12 protein-coding genes are annotated in these 18,871 nt (G+C 36.2%); 3 read left to right on the top strand and 9 right to left on the bottom strand.

Translation table 11 applies throughout. The features are described from left to right. Window positions 1-66: 66 nt before the first annotated feature. The 7 genes from GQR56_RS04390 to GQR56_RS04360 form a co-directional block, all read right to left on the bottom strand. The gene (locus tag GQR56_RS04390; RefSeq protein WP_166109285.1) at window positions 67-1,197 is read right to left on the bottom strand and encodes an SMP-30/gluconolactonase/LRE family protein; all 1,131 of its coding nucleotides are present in this window, start codon (window positions 1,195-1,197) and stop codon (window positions 67-69) included. 107 nt (window positions 1,198-1,304) lie between these two features. Next, the gene (locus GQR56_RS04385; protein ID WP_024613064.1) at window positions 1,305-3,176 is read right to left on the bottom strand and encodes a CRTAC1 family protein; all 1,872 of its coding nucleotides are present in this window, start codon (window positions 3,174-3,176) and stop codon (window positions 1,305-1,307) included. A 25-nt stretch (window positions 3,177-3,201) separates the two neighbouring features. Beyond that, entirely contained in the window at window positions 3,202-4,644 is a 1,443-nt protein-coding gene (locus tag GQR56_RS04380; RefSeq protein ID WP_024594195.1) for a sulfatase-like hydrolase/transferase, read from the bottom strand. 69 nt (window positions 4,645-4,713) lie between these two features. Continuing rightward, complete coding sequence (locus GQR56_RS04375) at window positions 4,714-6,237, bottom strand: sulfatase-like hydrolase/transferase (RefSeq protein ID WP_024594196.1); 1,524 nt, start codon at window positions 6,235-6,237, stop codon at window positions 4,714-4,716. Between the two features lie 179 nt (window positions 6,238-6,416). Further along, a complete protein-coding gene (locus tag GQR56_RS04370) occupies window positions 6,417-7,307 on the bottom strand; it encodes a family 16 glycosylhydrolase (protein ID WP_024594197.1) in 891 nt (296 codons plus the stop codon). 73 nt (window positions 7,308-7,380) lie between these two features. Then, window positions 7,381-9,807: a glycoside hydrolase family 42 gene (locus tag GQR56_RS04365; RefSeq protein WP_024594198.1), complete on the bottom strand. Its 2,427-nt coding sequence runs from the start codon at window positions 9,805-9,807 to the stop codon at window positions 7,381-7,383. An 817-nt stretch (window positions 9,808-10,624) separates the two neighbouring features. Beyond that, window positions 10,625-10,843: a helix-turn-helix transcriptional regulator gene (locus GQR56_RS04360; RefSeq protein ID WP_024594199.1), complete on the bottom strand. Its 219-nt coding sequence runs from the start codon at window positions 10,841-10,843 to the stop codon at window positions 10,625-10,627. An 87-nt stretch (window positions 10,844-10,930) separates the two neighbouring features. Between GQR56_RS04360 and GQR56_RS04355 the strand changes: the two genes are divergently transcribed. The 3 genes from GQR56_RS04355 to GQR56_RS04345 are packed head-to-tail and all read left to right on the top strand — an operon-like array spanning window position 10,931 to window position 13,236. After that, window positions 10,931-11,182, top strand: coding sequence for a hypothetical protein (locus GQR56_RS04355; RefSeq protein WP_024594200.1), 252 nt, complete (start codon window positions 10,931-10,933; stop codon window positions 11,180-11,182). After that, window positions 11,175-12,386 carry a site-specific integrase gene (locus tag GQR56_RS04350; protein WP_024594201.1) on the top strand — a complete coding sequence of 404 codons (1,212 nt, stop codon included), beginning with the start codon at window positions 11,175-11,177 and terminating at the stop codon, window positions 12,384-12,386. Before GQR56_RS04355 ends, GQR56_RS04350 begins: the two co-directional genes overlap by 8 nt. Continuing rightward, window positions 12,379-13,236, top strand: a complete 858-nt coding sequence (locus tag GQR56_RS04345; protein WP_166109284.1) for a TraI domain-containing protein — start codon at window positions 12,379-12,381, stop codon at window positions 13,234-13,236. Before GQR56_RS04350 ends, GQR56_RS04345 begins: the two co-directional genes overlap by 8 nt. A 33-nt stretch (window positions 13,237-13,269) precedes the next feature. On the opposite strand, the gene GQR56_RS04340 is transcribed toward GQR56_RS04345, so the two are convergent. Next, window positions 13,270-16,383 (bottom strand): integrase, encoded by a 3,114-nt coding sequence (locus GQR56_RS04340; protein WP_166109283.1) that lies wholly within the window; start codon window positions 16,381-16,383, stop codon window positions 13,270-13,272. Next, window positions 16,353-18,827 carry a hypothetical protein gene (locus GQR56_RS04335; RefSeq protein WP_139015469.1) on the bottom strand — a complete coding sequence of 825 codons (2,475 nt, stop codon included), beginning with the start codon at window positions 18,825-18,827 and terminating at the stop codon, window positions 16,353-16,355. Before GQR56_RS04335 ends, GQR56_RS04340 begins: the two co-directional genes overlap by 31 nt. Window positions 18,828-18,871: the final 44 nt, after the last annotated feature.

The raw sequence follows: 18,871 nt of genomic DNA, 5'->3' as shown, positions 1-18,871 counted from the left end.
ATACACGGCAATACACACGATTTTAATTTAAGAACCTAATTTAAGCGCTTAACTTAAATTAAAACCTTATTTATTATGTAACTTAATTTCACTTACCGTATAAGGTTTGCCATGCCCAGTATTGATAATGCCTGGGCCTGTAAGCAAGTCAAAATTCGACATAAGCAAAGAGCCTTTATAATAAATAATATCGGCGGGTTGGTCTAATTCACCATTTTCTGAATTGTTATCGGGGTACGATGCAATAACGGTTACATTTTGGTTTGTATCAATTTTTATAACTTGATTAGTTAAAAAACCTGCAGCATATAAATTACCTTGAGGGTCTATAGTTAAGCCATCAGGTCCACTTCCTTTTGGAAGTGTTGCATAGGTACTTTGGCTAAGCAGGTTGTTGTTTGTATCAAACGTTAATTTATAAATTAAGTCGTCACCTAGGTTGGTTACAAACAAGTTACCCTGTGAGTCAAACACTAAGCCATCAAGTCCAAATTTACGTTGCTTATTAATTGTTTTAGCCAAAAACAATAAATGCGGATCATCTGTACTGTTAGTCACTAATATATTGGTATCTGTAGCTTTAAAACGATATATCCCGCTGAGAGTCTCGGTCTTATTTTTACTTGGCACACGCAGTTGAGTTACGTAAATATAGCCATTTTGATAGCGCACACCATTTGGCGAACTCATGCCTTTTGCTACTATTTGAGTATTGATGACTTTGTTATTTTTTAAGGTGAGTTTAAGTAATCTAGCTTTGCCAGCACCTTGGTTATCGGCTATAAATAACGAGCCATCGGGGGCATAGGCAAGGCCCATAGGACGGCCCTTCCCTTTATTATTTGGCCCCGACAACTGGGCTATTTTAGTAAACGTTTTATCATTATTAATATTAACCAGCACACCCGCTTGTAGCCCTTTATTGGCATAGTTAACACACGATAAAGTAAGCTCTCCTGAAGGAGAGACAGCAAAAGCGTCTGGGGTTGGGCAATAATCAGGGAGTGATGCAAATAAACTCGCACTCTCAAGCAGTGTATTAGACGTTTTAACAGACGCTAAAGATGCACTTTCTCCCCCTTTATTTATATTTTTATTATTGCTTTGAGCCGTGTGGGTACTGCAACCAAACACAGTAAATAAGCACACTAAACCCGCTAATTTATTTTTAAGATGAGTGATGTTATTTTTATTCATTATTGCTCTCTTTTACTCTTAATTTTTTGCGAAAAAAAAGCAAGGCTTGTTACCAAACCTTGCTTTTTACCTCTCATAGTTAACTTTGTCGTAATCAAACGTTGTAATTAAAAATTGATTACTTGATCTGTCCCAACCTTAGATTTACTGATTACTTCGCCATTGCTGTAACGCACACTTACGTTATCTATTTCGTTGCACTGGCCTAAACCAAAATGAACCACATTATCAAATGATTGTGTATAAGGTGCAGCATCAGGCGACACGCGCCTTGTAAGGGTTTTACCACAGCCTTTAAGTGTCGCTATAGCGCCAATTGGGCTTGCATTATGCTTAAGTGAATTACTTATACGCAGTAATGCATAGTGATTACTGTTATTGGCTTGATTACTAAATAAGTGCCACTGACCTCTGTCGTTATTCATAATAATATCGACCTGGCCGTCTAAGTTGTAATCAAATACATTTGCGCCTGAGCCAATGGTACCTAAGGTGTTTGTTATTAATCCCGAATGAGTCGCTTGGCTAAATGTGTTATCGCCATTATTTAAATACAATATTTGCGATGTAGGCGTTACCAAGTTGCCTTGTTTAACAACAAACAAATCTTGGTAGCCGTTGTTGTTAAAATCTCCCACACTTACGCCGGTCGTATTTAAATTTGTTTTAATGCCAGCTTTAGCACTCACATCTACAAATTTTCCACTTTCATTTTTAAGTAACAAATCTGATGGAGCTATTGGTTTTCTATTTACCGTATAATGTTTAACACCGGTTACAACACCCGTTGTAGGTGAAAAAGTATTACCCGCCATACGCCATTTATCATTGCCTATATAACCAACATACAAACCTTTATTAGGTTGGATATCGGCCCAGCCTAGGCCATTACTGCTAACAATATTGACGTTTTGACCACTGTGCCTTTCACCTTCAAATTTATATTTATAAGTGCCTTCGCCTACAAATACATCTTGGTTTGGATAAGGTGACTGGTAGTTAACTAAATTAAGCGTATCGCCAATAAGTAAGTCATCATATTTAAATGGTCCACGCTTGGTGTAAAAACCAAATGTGTGGCTTTTAGCATCAAAAAACGTATCGCCTGCTTGTAATGGGTTAGCACGACTTATATATAAATCAAAGTCACCATCATTATCAAAATCGATTTCGCTAACACCCGTCGCATCCATTATTTTATTAGGTAAAACATTGGCGGTTACGTCACTAAAGGTAAAGTCACCATTGCCTTTTAAAACACGTAAAGCACCGTCGCCGTAAATCACTAAATCGTCAATTTTATCGTTATTAAAGTCGGTAATAAGGACTTTTTGACCATCTCGATTAGTTTTTGGTAAATCAGCTGCGTGGGTTATATTGCCGCTACCATCGTTTTTATAAATAAAATTACTGGTTTGTTTACCGCTATTAGCCTGCGGGAATCCCATTAGTAATAAATCTAAATGACCGTTGTTATTGGCATCAAAAAACTTACTAGTGCGCCCACGCAACGTTGGCAGTTTGGGTGAAAACTCACCGCCTTCAACAATTTCTCTTTTGTTAAAGTGAAATAACTTAGCATTACGCGCGTTATCGCCAGAGCCACCACCACGTGAAAGCAAAATATCCATTTTGCCATCTTTGTCGTAATCGCCTACGCCAATACCGTGCATATCACCCACAATAAGGTCGCGCCCTTTGTCGTAAACGCCTTTATTGTTCCAATACAAACGAATGGTATAACCATGATCGGTAAGTAATAAATCTGGGTAACCGTCGTGGTCTAAATCGCTTATTAATGCGTTATCCCATTTACGGCGATTTTTGTTTTCTAATTTAATTGCTTGGTGCTGCTCAGTAAATAATGTTTTACCCGGTGTTAGCTGAGCACCCGCTAGGGCACTCGCTTGTTGACAACCTAGTAAGCTTGCGCCCATGCATAACAAAGAAACATGCCATACAATTGTTTTTACTTTCATAAAGTCTCCATGAATTTGATAAAACTTACTTAGTTGTTTTAAACGTTTTATCGAATCGTGGCATGGCATCTAATCGCCAGTTCGCACCTTCAGTCGTTTCGTGAAACCATTTTGGCTGTTGGTTATCCCAGCTCCATTTTTCCATTTCGCGAACCATGTCGGTTAACAGTGCTTTGTTAGATTTACTTACATCGTGTTTTTCAGAAATATCGTTTTCGATATTAAATAACTGCCATGGTTGCTGGTTAACTTTTAATGCTTTCCATTGGTTCATACGAATTGCAGCATCGCTGTAACCCTTACGATGGCGAAGTGCATAAATAGGCTCATCTTTATGTGGGTTTTCATTTTTAATAAATGCAGGCCACATATTTGTACCATCTAAATGTTGGTTTTCTTCAACTTTAGCGCCCGCTAAAGCTGCAAATGTTGGGTATAAGTCAAGTGCCGATACAGGATGCGAAAAACGCTTGCCCGCAGGTACATGTTTAGGCCAATGAAACAACATAGGAACTCTAAAACCGCCTTCTTGTGTACTGCCCTTACCTGCTTTAAGTGGGAAGTTATTAGCGCCTTTACTTAATTTGCCACCGTTATCGCTCATAAATACGATAAGCGTATTATCATACTGATTATTTTTTTTCAGGGTTTCTACTAGTTTACCCACGCCGCGGTCAACTGCGTAAACCATACCTGCATATGTTTTACGGTCTTTATTTTTTATATCAGGAAACATCGCCATATCTTCATCTTTAGCTTGCAATGGCACATGCGGTGCGTTGTAAGCTAAATATAAAAAGAATGGATTTTTTTTGTCCGCTGCTTTGCCTACAAAATTAACGGCTTCGCGCGAAAGTGCATCAGTAATGTACTGCGTTTCTTTTACTTCTTTGCCGTTGTGCTCAAGCGGAGTAATGTACTCAAAAATATTTTTTAAGCCTTGTGCCTTTTGCTTTTTATACTGAAGTTGATATTGGTCAGGAAAATAATTATGCCCACCGCCTAAAAATCCATAGTATTCATCAAAACCACGTTTATTTGGATGATACTGCGGCGCATCGCCCATATGCCATTTACCTAATGCACCGGTAAAATAGTTATTTTCGTTTAGTAATTTACTAATAAACTTAGCGTCAGTAGGCACGCCTACGTTTGAGCCGCGTGTCGGTAAATTAAATTGTGAGCCAATCTTATGAGGATAACGACCTGTCATTAATGCCGCTCGGCTTGGGCCACAAAACGGGTGCGCTACGTAAGCGTCTGAAAAGGAAGTACCCGATTTAGCAAGATCATCAATATTTGGGGTAATAATATCCTTAGAGCCATTAAAACCAACATCTGCATAACCTAGGTCATCTGCAACAATAAGAATAATATTGGGTTTTTGTTCACTTGCGTGTATGCCCGCAGAGCCAATTAATAAGGCAAGCGATGATAAAGCGCTCAATAATTTTGTGTGTGTTTTCATAGTGCCAATCTCAATTTTGATAATAAAAAATAGCAGGCCAATTAAGGCCCACCAAAGGGCATTACTCGGCTATAAAAAAGCTTTCATGTGGTGATTAAATTTAGTTAATGATGGGTCTTCAATACGCTTAAGCTCTCCTGCCATTTTATGCACTAAATCAGTAAGCTGTTTTTTGTATTTAGGATTATCTATTTGGTTTGTGATTTCGTACGGATCATTTTTTAAGTCGTATAATTCATCGCGGCTGTCGCCTGGATTCCATACAAATTTCATTTCAGGGGTACGTATAGCTCTAATACCAAACCATCCGCCGTTGTACCATTCGTAGGCATATAACGAAATATCATCTTTACCAGCATCGGCACTATCGCCTTGTTTCATCAATGGTAAAAGTGAACGCCCATCTTCGTCGCCATCAAGGGGTAGTGTCATCCACTGGCGAAGTGTTGGTGCTATGTCTAGCATAGACACTTGGCGGTTAATTATTTTAGGCTCAAGGCTAGGGTCACGAATAATAAGTGGCATACGCATTAATTCGTCGTAGGCATATGGGCCTTTGTCATAAAGGTTATGCTCGCCTAGCATACTACCTTGGTCGCCTACTAAAATAATGTGTAGGTCGTCGTATAAACCTTCTTCTTTGGCGGTGTTAATAAGCTCGCCAACTGCGTGATCAATCATGGCAATGGCACCATAGTAAAAACTATGCGCTTTGCGCCAATCGGTTTCAGTCATGTGGCTTACATCGTGCCAAGGCCACCAAATATCATCTTGTGCCATTGGTTTATGTTTACGTTCTATACCAAAGTTTTTAGGAAGTTTTATGTCTTTGTAGTCGTACATGCTGGCGTAAGGTTCTGGTACGCGGTACGGCGGATGAGGTTGCTCAAAACTAACAATACCAAAAAATGGTTTGTCTGATTTGGCCGCATTTTGCAGCATTAATTTGCCTTCGTTTACTTCTTTAGCTGTTACTGTATCTGCGTATGTACCCGGAAGTGTTTTGTAGTAATCGTGCTTTTCGCCGTTTTTATCGCGCTCACCTGCATTCATACGGGCAACATTTTTTTGTGTACCATAAGGCGTAAAAGGACGGCCATTACGCTCTTCATCTTTATCGTGCCCCCACATAAAGTTTGCACCGCGCAGTGCTGGGCCTTGTGCACCTAAGTGCCATTTACCTACATAACTTACGTCGTAACCTACGCTTGTTGCACGTTTAATTACGCTGCCTTCACTAAGTGATAACTCCGAAAGGCGAGAATGATAAAGCCCCACGTTATCGTCAAGCCCCGTTTTATGTCCCCAGCGTCCAGTAAACATAGCCGCGCGCGAAGGAGAGCATAAGCCAGTAGATGTCATCGCTTGATCAAAACGTGTACCTTCGTTTGCTAATGCGTCAATATTTGGCGTTGAAACTGGGCCATTACGATAAGAAAACGTATCAAAGCGCATATCATCAAACAGTAAAATCAGCACATTTGGCTTTTTGGCTTCAGAGTTTTTCAGCTCTGCATCTTTTGCATATAAATTGGGAGCAAATAATGTGCAGCACCCTAACAGCATCACCATTTTTATTTTAAATAAGTTCATGTGTGTGTCCTTTTAAACAACTAAAAATTGCTACGTCAGTGTTTTAGCAATCTGCCTGTACTTTATTATAAAAGCATAAAATTGATTTCAATAATATAAACATATGATGTTTATATTGGCAACAAGTAAATTTTAATTTGGCTAATATTTACACTTTATTAGAATGGGCTTTAGGGTTTTTATTGCTTTAACCACGTTCTCACGTAATCAATTTCCATTGATGTTGGAAAACCTTGTGCAGACTGATTATCTGAAGGATAAAATTGATTACATTTCCATTGTGTATGCGGTGCGCGTAAGCCCTGCGATAATGTTAAGTTCATATCGCGGTGCCAGTACAAATTCTTTTTATAGCCAACCTGAACGTTATCTACATACCATGTAATGTCGTCTTTGGTTATATTAACCCCATAAGTATGAAAGTCTTCACTGGGATCAAATGGTAAGTGATAGCCATTATGGTTTGTTTCTGGCGAGCTACCAGGTCGCATCCACTTGGGTGCGCCATCTTTTATAACAATATTATGTAGGTCGTGGTCCGACTCCTGAAGCGTCTGTTTTTGAGTTAACTCAACTACATCTATTTCACTATATTGCACATCGCCTTCATTCGTTAAAGTACGATCTATTTTGCTGTACATCCAAAATGCAGGTGATACTCCCGGAAATTTATCCGCACCCTTTATACGTGCCTCATAATATCCGTAACTCCCTGTTGCCCTAGACTTAGCAACTCCCGAAGTGTAAAACAATCTATAATTAGGCACTTTTGTTTTATTACAGCCATCCCAAAACGTTCTTAAATGCGTTTCTCGTTTAGTGGTTAGTTTTAATATGCCTTCAGAAACACTGGCATTTTCATCTTTCCAAGACCAAACACCGTAGTTTTCTGTTTGAAAATTCCATTTTTCAGCATCTTTAATATCAAACTCATCTGAGCGTTCAGTTTGTAAAACCCAATTTTCGCCTGGTTGCGCAATATGAGGCATCGGCTGAGCATTAACCCCTGCACTACCAAGGATTAAGCTCAACGATATTGCTATTAGTTTAACCTTATTATTTGTTTTCATTTACTATCCACAACTTAATGTATCGTGTTAATTGAAAAGCGAGCACATAGGTATGTACCCGCTAAAAAACTATTTATTGAGCTGTAACTTCAACAAGCAAGACACCCTCAGAAGGAATATCAAAGCTGGTATTCATTTTATTGCTCGTCATTAAGTTTTTAACATGAATAGATTTACCATTTTTAAGCGACAGATCAACGGTTGCTGTTGTGTGGCCTAAATTTAAAATATTAACCAGGTAACTACCATTGTCTTGCTTAACAGTACGCCATGTTGTGGTTTTAAATGACTCACCATTATCTACTTTTACAACAACATCAGGCGTACTACCCGAAACCTCTGCAAGTGCAGTTTGTTTAATAGCTTCAACATCGGCCCCTTTTGGCATAACAATAAGCTTACCTTTACTGGCAACTAACTTAGCCTTACGCGGATGCCCGTACTCGTCTAAAGACAAGCTTTGCGCTGAGTCTAAAATAACGGTACCACCTTTGTTTAAATACCCTTGAAGCGCTTTAAATTCTTCATCTGTAACAAAGTTATTGCGATAAACCAGTATTGCATCCCAATTGTTATTGTCTTGCTTTTCGATTACATCTTTAGTTGCAAAACCAAGCGGGAAACCTTCAAAAAATAAATTTTCGTAAAGTGTGTAGCCCTTTGTCATATAGTCGTTTGTATTAATTGCTGTTGTTTCAGAGTAAAACAAACGAAGTGGGCGACGCTGCTCTCTAAGCTCAACAATTTCCTCAGAAAAACTATTAAGATCAAACATTACTTGGGTAACTTCGTTAGTTACATGTGGCTGCATATTGTTAGAACCCGCAAATGCACCGCCAAGACCTGGGTCAAAAAAGTCCAGATCGCCTTCTAAACGATCCTCTGGTGAACCATCTGGATCACGCGCCCAAAACCAGCCCATATTGGCATCCATACCAAGTAAAGTTGCAAGCCAATAAACACTACGTACATAGCTTGTACGTGTGTCTAAATCTCGCCACTGACCTGATGATAAAAAATGAGACTCTGAATTTACATTAATTTTATTCGGCGCAACTGATTCCATAAAGTCATGAAACATAGTAACTATGCCCCAGTTATATGCGTACTTTTCAATCCACTTAGATGACTTACCTGGGCGAATATTTTCGCTACCAAACGACTTAGCATCGTGCCCTACCATGGTTGTTAACTCAGCTAATGCTTCGGTATCAATACCGCCAGAGCGTGAATCGTCCATAAACATGCGCGGCATAATTTTTATATGGGTATCAGCGTCTTCATTTACAGAATGCAGTTCGTTTTGAACGTAAGTAAACCAGTCAGTGCTTCTGTCCATATTATAACGCGTCCAGTCGTACCACTTAGGCTCGCCTTTAATCGCAGGATCAATCGGTATCTCAATAGCTACATCTGCAAACTGGCTAAAATGCGTTCCCCAGTTTTCATTTAGCTCGTTAATATCACCTTGGTATTTTTTATCTAACCAACTTCTAAACTTATTTAGTGTGTATGAAGAGATGCTGGTCATTTCTTCATATTTTTGTGTCCAGTGGCCTTTTTCGGCGTACCAATGCGGCTCGTTAGCTAATACAAACCCAACTTCAGTAACTTTTTTGCCTTTAGTAAGCTCACCCGTTTTACGAATTATTTTACCCCAAAGATCTCGCGCTAATGGGTTATCAATATCGAATCCTGTAAATAACGAACGGCCTTTTCTAACTTCTGGCTCTTGCTCTTCAACCCACTTTGGAATACCCATTAACCAGTAAACTAAAAAACCAATGTTGGTATCAGGGATACGCGTCAGCTCTTTCATTAACTCTTCGTCAAAAGTGCCATCTTCACGCACTAAAAATGAATTAATGGCACGGTCGTGATCTACCGGGTATAAATCTTCACCGCCATGATAGAGCGCGCCTAAATGATCGTTATAAATATCTTTATTTGTAAGTGGCTGACCAACACTCTTTGAAAAGTAATCATACAAAAAGATAGGCTTGCCATTACTCACAAACATATTATCTTCTGCTTTTGTATTTTGCCAATCAACCTTGTTCACTGGGCGACGTTTAATATCACCTGCGAGCTCTTTACCAAGCTCTTCAATGCCTTTCTCTAAAATTTGAATTACTTTTTCGCGCTCAAAGTTTGGTAACTCTTTTGCTAGCTTTTCTTTATCAGCGGCATAATGGCGCTCGTACCCAAATAATTTGACGACTGCGTCATAATTATTTTCATCCCAATTGGCAAACTTTAAAAATTGTTCTGAAAACCAAATAATACTCTGTTCACGTGTTACATCAATCTGCTTACTTTGCGCTTGTTGCATCATTTTTTTGAGTTTTGCCATTTTTAGAATCGCAACTTGTTCGTAGTTATCTTGCGTTGCGCTTTGTGTTTCATTGTTATCAACTTTAACTACGCTTTCTTGTTGTGAGCATGCTGTTGTAAGCAAAAACAAGGGGGCTAGTGTGAAGCCTAAAAGATGTTGTCTCATATTTTTCTCCCGTTGAGGTCGTTATCTGTTAACAGGTTTTTACACTGTTGTTATTATGTGCAACAGATAATATACATCATATGTTTGCATTTGTAAGCTGTTTGAATGTTTTTGTAATTAAATTTAGATCAACCTTACATATTGAAGACTTAGGAGTAGTGTAACTTGAATGTTTTACCTCTACTTGAGTCGCTTACTAACAAAGCAGCTAGAGTATTAAAACACTTGACTACTAAATCAATTTAGGCTGATGCTAAAAAAGTAACTCTCGAAACGACACCTGATTAAAACATATGTGTATTTTAGCTAGGAGTAATAAGAATGGATAAATCACTGAGTAATGAAAATGCTCAATTAAGGCAAGGTTATCGCTCTGTTTAGAAATATTTTAAAAAAATTAAATAACTGAATAAACATTAGCAGCCAAATCTAAAACTTATAAAACTGAAATAGACAAGTTCTTAGTAAATAACTCTCTTTTTACAAAAGCTGACGTTGCCAATCTTCTCGAAATTAAAAGTGCGGACAGACTTGTTGTTGATCAACTGATATTTTTTGTCACTAACATTTATCCTAACGCTGAGGTAGCCTACCCTCGATTTCAACTTAACTTTATTGATAAAAATTAAGTCAATAAATCTTGAGCTATCAAAGTAGGTAAATCACTCTATGAAAACAGGGATCTCCCTTTTTGGTTTAAAAGTTATAATCACACTTTAGAATGTAGTGATATTGAGGCAATGAACAAGCCTGATATTTATCAAGATATTCTATCTGGTGTATAGACTGATATAGCAACGAACTTATTTTGATCCAATTATTTTTTATACGTGATTATCTCTTCTATTTTGCAGTCGAAGTAAGCACATAATGCATCCAAAGTACGCGTAGTTGTTGAGTAATTATTGTTATTAGCCATTTTTGACATCGCGGCTTTATTTACTCCTGCGGCATTTGCAACTTCATCTAACGTAATTTTACGTCCCTCTTTCAATGACTTAGCTGCGATTAATTCCTTTAAGTTATAAACAATCATTTTAATACAACCAATTATTTAAAAAGTTTCTTTACAGGATACTTTCCGTATAATTTAATCACTTTAGTTTCTTGTGAGGATACTTTTATGATTAAAAATGAATTTACTTTGCTTTCTGCTAAAGAACTTTCAAGCTTTATTAAGTTCAGTCCAGATTACATTAACCGTAAGTTGAAAGACAATGTTTTTTTTGAGGGTGAGCATTACATTAGACCTTTTGGATCAAGAAAAATACTTTACCTTTTAGAAAGTGTAATGGAAGAAATGTACAACACCACGTATAAAGCTGAGCGCGAATTTGTCATTCCTCTCGCAAGTGGAGGTGTATGTTATGGCTAGTGTAAGAAGCCGAAACGATAAGTTGTTTTTTGATTTTTATTATCAAAATATACGATGTCGTGAGCAGACCTTACTCAAGGATACAAAAGCTAATCGTATCAAACTTGAGAAAGTTCTAGAAAATATTGAAATTCAAATTATGCTCGATCGTTTTGTTTACCGAGATATGTTTCCGAATAGTAACCGCTGCAAGGCTTTTAAACTGTTTGATGACCAGATAGAAGCTATAAAAGCTAATGAAACGAATAAAGCTGATGTTATTTTACAGAATGTACCTAACTTCGAGGCATTTGCTTATGAGTGGCTAGAAGAAAGTAAAATTCATTGGAAAATTAGTCATTTTAAAAATGTGTCTATGATCTTTGAGCGTTATTTAATTCCTGAATTTGGCAAGTTTAATCTTGATGAAATAAGCCGTGCTCATATTATTAAATATCGCGCGGGCATATTAGAGCCTAAGCGTAGTAGTAAAAAACAATTGAGTAATGATTGGATCAATCATGTTATGACACCTCTTAGAGGCATACTTAAAGAAGCGTCATTACGTTATGATTTTCAAACTCCTTTTAACAATATAAAACCACTAAAAGTAGTTAAAACCAAGATAGAACCTTTTTCACTCAAGGAAGTTCAGCAATTTCTTAAGTATGTAAGAAGTGATTTTCGTAATTATTATACCGTTCGCTTTTTTACTGCGATACGAACAGCAGAGATTGATGGCCTCAAGTGGGAATACGTTAACTTTGATCGAAATGAAATTACTATTCATGAAACCTTAGTTGATGGCAATGTTGAGACACCTAAAACAGCCACATCATATAGAAATATCCAGCTATCTAGAGTTGTTGTTGATGCATTAAAAACACAATTCAAAATAACTGGTAAGAACACTTATGTTTTTTGTAATAAAAAAGGTAACCCTCTTGACCATCGAAATATAACTAAAAGGGTGTGGTATCCAACGCTAGAAGAGCTCTCTTTAAAGAGGAGACGCCCTTATCAAACAAGACATACATGCGCAACCTTATGGCTTTCTGCTGGTGAAAACCCTGAATGGATAGCTAAACAAATGGGTCACAGCACCACTAAAATGCTATTTGAAGTTTACAGCCGTTATGTTCCAAACAATACTCGACAAGATGGTAGTGCTTTTGACCGCCTACTTCTAAATGCCAACATTGAAGAAGAGGCTACTTATGAATAACTATATCTATGGTTGGTTAAAAAATTTACATATTAATGGTACTTTGCCAACAGCCAATTGTGAGCTATTGATAAGTAAGCAAATAATTTACGCTATTACATCTGCTGATATTGCTAGAAAATGCCAAATAGTGTCTGGCTTAGCTCAATTTCAGTTAACTCACGATATAATGGGTAATCATGTTGTTTGTGATATAGAGCCTATACTTTCTCAATGTAACGAACAGCAGTACCTTAATTTAACTTCGATGATAAATAATACAAATGAGCATTTAATAGCACGATTTTTTAAGCTACTTAGCTTCGTCACATGCAGTGAGTTGCAGCCTTTTATTGATTTTATTTTAACTAAACAAAGCATTTTACAAAAATTCATACAAGCACCGGCTAGCCTAAACCACCATCATTCTTATACTCATGGATTATTTGAGCACAGTATAGAGGTAGCTGAAATTGCATTTAATAATGCTAAACACTTAAATCATTCCAGTATTGAATGCCAAGCTGCATTAGTAGCTGGCTTATTTCACGATATTGGTAAAATATTTGTCATGCTACATCAAGCCAACGATCGCTACATACCAGGACCACACGAAGGTTATAACTTTGCTATCTTAGCTGAACCTTTAGCGAAGCTAGGCAGTCGTAATAGGCAATTGCTGGAGTTATTAAGCAGTTTATTAGCAGCCAAGCCATCTGGCTATCAAGCGAGATATGCAATTGAGCATATTGTGCAACAAGCTGACCGATGCTCTTCTGAATCAGCTTTTATACATGCTAAATTTCAAAAACTTCCTGATTATTACCATTTTTGTAAAGTTGGCGATAAAGTTCTTAAAAGAATGAGTTAACGTTTTAAAATACCTAAACTTAATTTGAAGCTATTAAGGGGCTTCGCCGGCCCTATAACTTATAATAAGCAGCAAATGAAGAAAGCTCATTAAGCTATGGTGGCGCCTCGACTTTTTATATGTACCTTTACTACCCTTTACTGTAATTAATAATCCAACTTCTAAAAAGCCATTGCCATTATGTTTACCTAGAAACCTGCCCTCCTCAATTGAGGCGCTTTCGATGTGACTATCGCTTAATCCAAATGACGAAACTAATTCTTCCCAGTAAGACCTCGCTTGAATAACATTTTGATTTTGTAAATCTACTTGATGAAAACGAAATTTGAAGTGGCTCGACTTTAATTTAAATTTTATACATAAATTTAAAAAGTTGCGTATTACTTGCTCATCAGGACAACGAAGAGCGAAATTCTTCCCTGCAGCACCATATTTCAATATTTGTAGGGCATCAAATGCTTCACTAAGCGTTACATTTTTCTGACTTAATAAAGTATCAAATTTCTGACATAAATAATAAAATGCTTTTTGTGAAGAAACTCTTTTTAAGTCATCTTTAGTATTATCTAAACTTGGGAAGTTAGGAATTAAGGGCAGCTTTTTACCTTTCCTGGGATATTCCCTGCTTACACTCAGAGCATTATCATGTAATTTTTGAACTTGCTCCACAGGGAGTGAGTAACTCGATGCTGTATCGTGTATTGAGTTTAGTTCTAGCGATTTAAGAGCATTTGCATAATCTAACATTCTTATTTGCCCATCAACTTCAAACTTTTGTTTAAAACCTTTAAACGATGGTGTGATTAAATCACTAACCTTACCTGCATATTGGATCGAATAGTCTTGCTCTTGTTTTTTACTATAAAATTCAATTCTTTCAATTAAACTTTCACCTGGCATAAACTCCTTAAAATTAGATCTCCCTATACATTCAGATAAAAAATACTTAGATACTGTATATGTCTGATTCATTTGAGCGCAATGCTGTATGTCCTTTAAGTGTAAATAGCTATTTAGTGTCGACACTGTGACTTTATGACCAAGTAAATGAGACAAAAAAAACATTTTTGAGCGAGTATTGTCTTTAACTTTTAATCTTTTGTTAAAGTGAGTAATAAAACTTTGATCAAATAAGCCATTTTCAAATATAGATAAATACTGCCTTCCCGTTAATACCAAGTTTGAATTTAATCTGTACCAAGTCCAATTAGCAAAGCTATGTCTTAGGTGATGAATTCTTAGAGTATGATCCTTAGTATAGTAATGCAGTAATTGCGTTAATAGCTCGTATGCTTTATTTACGCTAACAGAGCAGTTAAATAACAATGAATTTGATGGCTTATTTTCAGTGTTTTTTTGAACGTCATAAAAGCTTCTTAACTTGGCTAAATGCTCTTTTGGCCATAACGCATCTAGGGGTAGTTCTCTTCTAGCTGAAGGTGTTTTTAAACCCCTTATTTTATTTGGTCTGATTGATAGTAGAACCCAATCATATTCACCTTTATTTGGCTTTATAGGTGAAACCTGAATATCACCAAAGTACAGCTTAGCGGCTTCATTACGGCGCAAGCCACTATAAAAACAAAAACACATTAATAAATATGCATATAACTCAACCGGACTGTTATTGAGGCTGTCACTTAAATATTCAAGAATTGCGCTTACATGACTAGCTGAAACTAAATTAGCATCAACTTTACTTTGGACAGGAGCTATATCAAGATCGTCAATACACAAGTCTTTGACAATTTCAGACTCTATTAAAAACACAGAGAAATAATATAAATACTTTTTACGTTGGGCAGAATTAAAATATTCACTCGTATCATTTAACTTTATTGCCCAATCTGACGCTGATATTACTGCTAGATCAGTTCGAGTAAAAACATTTAAAAAAGGTTCACTGATACTTTTCACATAATCAATTACTGTGTCTACTTTTAACTTCTTTTTAGTTACCCCTCCCTCTTTCAAAAGATAATAAAGCCAACCACACAAAATATTGAAATAAACACTATTTTTATCATTTTTCAATTCTTGTTCAACAAATTTAATGCACTGTGCCCTTGAAGCTCTTTGGCCATTCAGTTCCCTCAAGTTTTTATAGGTATACTCTAACTTGGCTTTTATTAATTTAGGCTCAATATAATCAAAGCTGTCACTATCAAATGACAATAGCTTATTAAGCTCATTAAATTTCTTAGGTTGTTTTGCTATTTCGTCTGCAACTAATGCCTTATTACTTATTAACCTTAAAAAAGCTGTTTGAGGTAGCTCGGTACAGGTACTAGACCGTAAATACATCTGATAGTCGATAGGGCTGAGGTTGATTATAGTATCTATTTTTCTAAGTGTTCGTAATTTTAAAAGTGACAAGCTTTGCCAGTTTTTACCACTAGCTTCTGTTAAAAACGTTATTATAAATTCACTTAATCTATTTTTATTTACTCGTATTTTCTCAGACGGCTTAATGAAGTTTTTATGATGTAATAATAAAAGGACAACAGCATCACATAGTACGTATCGTCGTTCCTCTTTTTCGCTTTTCCCATACCAAAATACTTGACCACCTAAATACATTAAAGCATCCGGGGCATTTATGATTGTAATAAGCTCGTCAAACTGAACACCTGTTGTCATATATAAAAATAAAACTAACCGACCATAACTAGCTTCTTTTGATAAATTAGCAGTTGGTGTTTGTAGCTCTTTACTTAATATTGACTTAATTTGTAGTGCTATCGGTAGTTTTATTAATTCTACTGGTGATAACATAGGTTTATCGCGCTTTAGTACGACGATTTGAGGGACTTTTGAAGATTCAATACCATGATGCTTTAATCCATAATTTAATATAGCATCAATAAGCATGAGCTGAAGGTGTTTAATCGTTAAGTCTTCTTTTAACCGTGACTTTAAAATGTTCATTTCACTAGAAAGAACATTCTCATCGGATTTTTTAAAATACCTAAGCATTAGCATGCATAGCTTTTTATATTCGTTTAAAAAATCATCATCGCTAAATCTAATTCCAAAATCATTATCAGAGCCGTTTCTATAAGCATTTACAATCTGTTGAAAACATTGATGGAACTTACCTTGCTTCTTCAGTTCATTTAAATAAGATCGGACTTTAGAGTTTGCCACCCTACCCCCTTAAATAACTTATCTAGGATAGGTAATAATTCATTTACAGAATCTATGTAATTTAGTGTCGAATAATCAGCTAAAGGAACCTCACCAGACTGCCAATGGCCCATTTGAAAGTTTATTAGCTCTGAATTGACGTTGTTATAAAGCAAATTACTTTTAAGCCAATGCCTTCCTGCATTTGCAGGTATTTTATGTTCCTTAGGTAACCTGAGAACTAACTCTGTAGGAGAAATACCTTTAGTAACAATTCCTGCTCTTTGTCTTTGAAATATGAATAAAGGTCCATGATTTATACGTGAATTTCTAATTAGCTTAAACCACTGACAAGATTCTTTGTAATCGAGATTTAAGCTTTTAGAGGCGGCATTTAAAAAGTCATCTATTGACTGGCATAACTTGGGCTTTAATACTCTTATTAACCCTCTCAAACAACTAAGGTGCTCTTGATAAGCTGTGATTTGCGCATTTAAAATAGACGGTAAACAAACTAATCTAGAATGCGTAAAATCACTATCATCTTTATCACTTATCCCCATGAGGTTTAGCGTTGGAAAATACAGGGAAAAAGTTGGTAACGGGTTCCAAACAGCCCGATAACCCGTTCCAAACATTAACATCCATGCCGTATAGACTGTAAACGCGTTATGGTATTTTAAGATTGCATCAAGTTTTTTTAAAGAGTTTAACTTAGTGTTTTTAACTTCTAATGCCAAAGCTGCTATGAGGCTCTTAACTGTCATATTCTCTGGTGTAAATTTAGAACCAAGCATACGATTACGCTTATCAAAACACACTAATTCAAAAAGTTTTATAGGGGATTTTTCTTTACAATAATCATAGTAATCAGACTCAACTTCTTGCCAAAACTCAAATAGCCTTTCACACCGCGTAACATCATCAATATTGCTATAGCTTCGAGATACTCGAGTAGAGTACATTTTTACATCGTAACTAAAGTCTATATAAATAGGGTCTATCACACCTGTTGCATTAATATAATTCCCAATAAAATTACTAATGCTATTGATACTTAGTCTTCCGCTATAAGCTCTATCTGATAACTTTTTTAATTTTTTGGCTAAACTGCTTTCAAGTGCTGCAAAATTGTCTACGTTAATAAGTAAGCCTTCTTTTCTGCCCTTCAAGTATTTAATTATTAAATCTGTCAAAAATGTAGGACAGGCAGTAAATACACCATTCGCTGTTTTAATAAGACCAACTTTTTTAATCGTTGGTTTAGCGGTTTGAGTTATAGGGAAATACCACCAGCCTCGACCATTTTCATCTAGAAACAAACCTCGTGTTTTGTCATCTATTTTATTAAATATCTGTAAGCTTTCTATCTCATGTAACGTCTTACCCAATAAAAACATCAGCCATCCCAATATCGCAAGCTCAATATTTTTATCGGAACGGCCATACTTATTTAATGTATCAAATAATAAGCCCAGTTCTGGCGCCTTTAATAATCGCGTATCTTGGTAAGCAATATTATGAGCTCGGTGCACATTGCGAGTTATATCTATTTGTTTTTTCTTCTTAGAGGCGGGACTAAAAATCATTTCAATGCTTTGATGATCGGTTTTATCTCTTTCAGTATTGCTTTCATTGTTATCAATTACAAAAGGCATCTGAACCTCAGAATCTTCAGGGTTAAGTCCCTCTGTATCTGATAAAAAGTTTAAAGATGGTATTAAAACTGACAAATTATCAACAGCCCCAGTAATAGGTAAAGTATTAGGTTTTTTATACCATTTAGCGATGGAGCCTCTGTAACGGCCTCCTCGTTTATACAGCCGAGCTGGTTGCCAGTCATTCTTATAAAAATGAATTAAAGTATTTAAATAACCTCTATCCGTTACATTATTAGTATATATATCATTATTAATAATTGACTCTAACTTACTCGCGATTGACGAAGCTGAATCAAGGTAGTTTGTTAATATTTTATCTTTATAAGGTACGAAGGCTATATTGGACTTTTTCATTAATAAGCGAAACTTATTACAAACCTCAGCTTCTCTTGTTGATGAGCTTGTAGCTAATTCAGGATCGATGAGTGTATGTATTTTTTTAAAATAATTACCAATAAAATTAGCAAGAAGATTTAATGATTTTGAATCTTGCTTATACTCATATGATTTAATAAGTAATACATAGAATGGTATCTCATTGCACCAACCATTTTTATATGTGCTGCGATTAAAACTCTCTCTTGAGCTTGCATCTAGCTCAACTCCATACTCATTAAAGGCATAATAAATATACTCAGGAAGACATAGTTCACTTTTAGTAAATTCCCATAGCTTCCATGACGCATCATTCATCCTTTTTAATAATAAAAAAACTTGTGATAAACCACTCAAATCTTCAGGAGCACTTATGCGAGAAGTAAAATCATCAAAGTCAGATTTTATATCCTCGATACTGATTTCCAAGTTTACCCCTTTGCAATACAACTCAATATGCTCAAGAAGCTTAA

The organism is Pseudoalteromonas sp. Z9A5 (assembly GCF_011378875.1).
GTDB lineage: Bacteria > Pseudomonadota > Gammaproteobacteria > Enterobacterales > Alteromonadaceae > Pseudoalteromonas.
The sequence above is the reverse complement of the archived record's forward strand: the minus strand, read 5'-3'. Positions and strand labels throughout refer to the sequence as shown.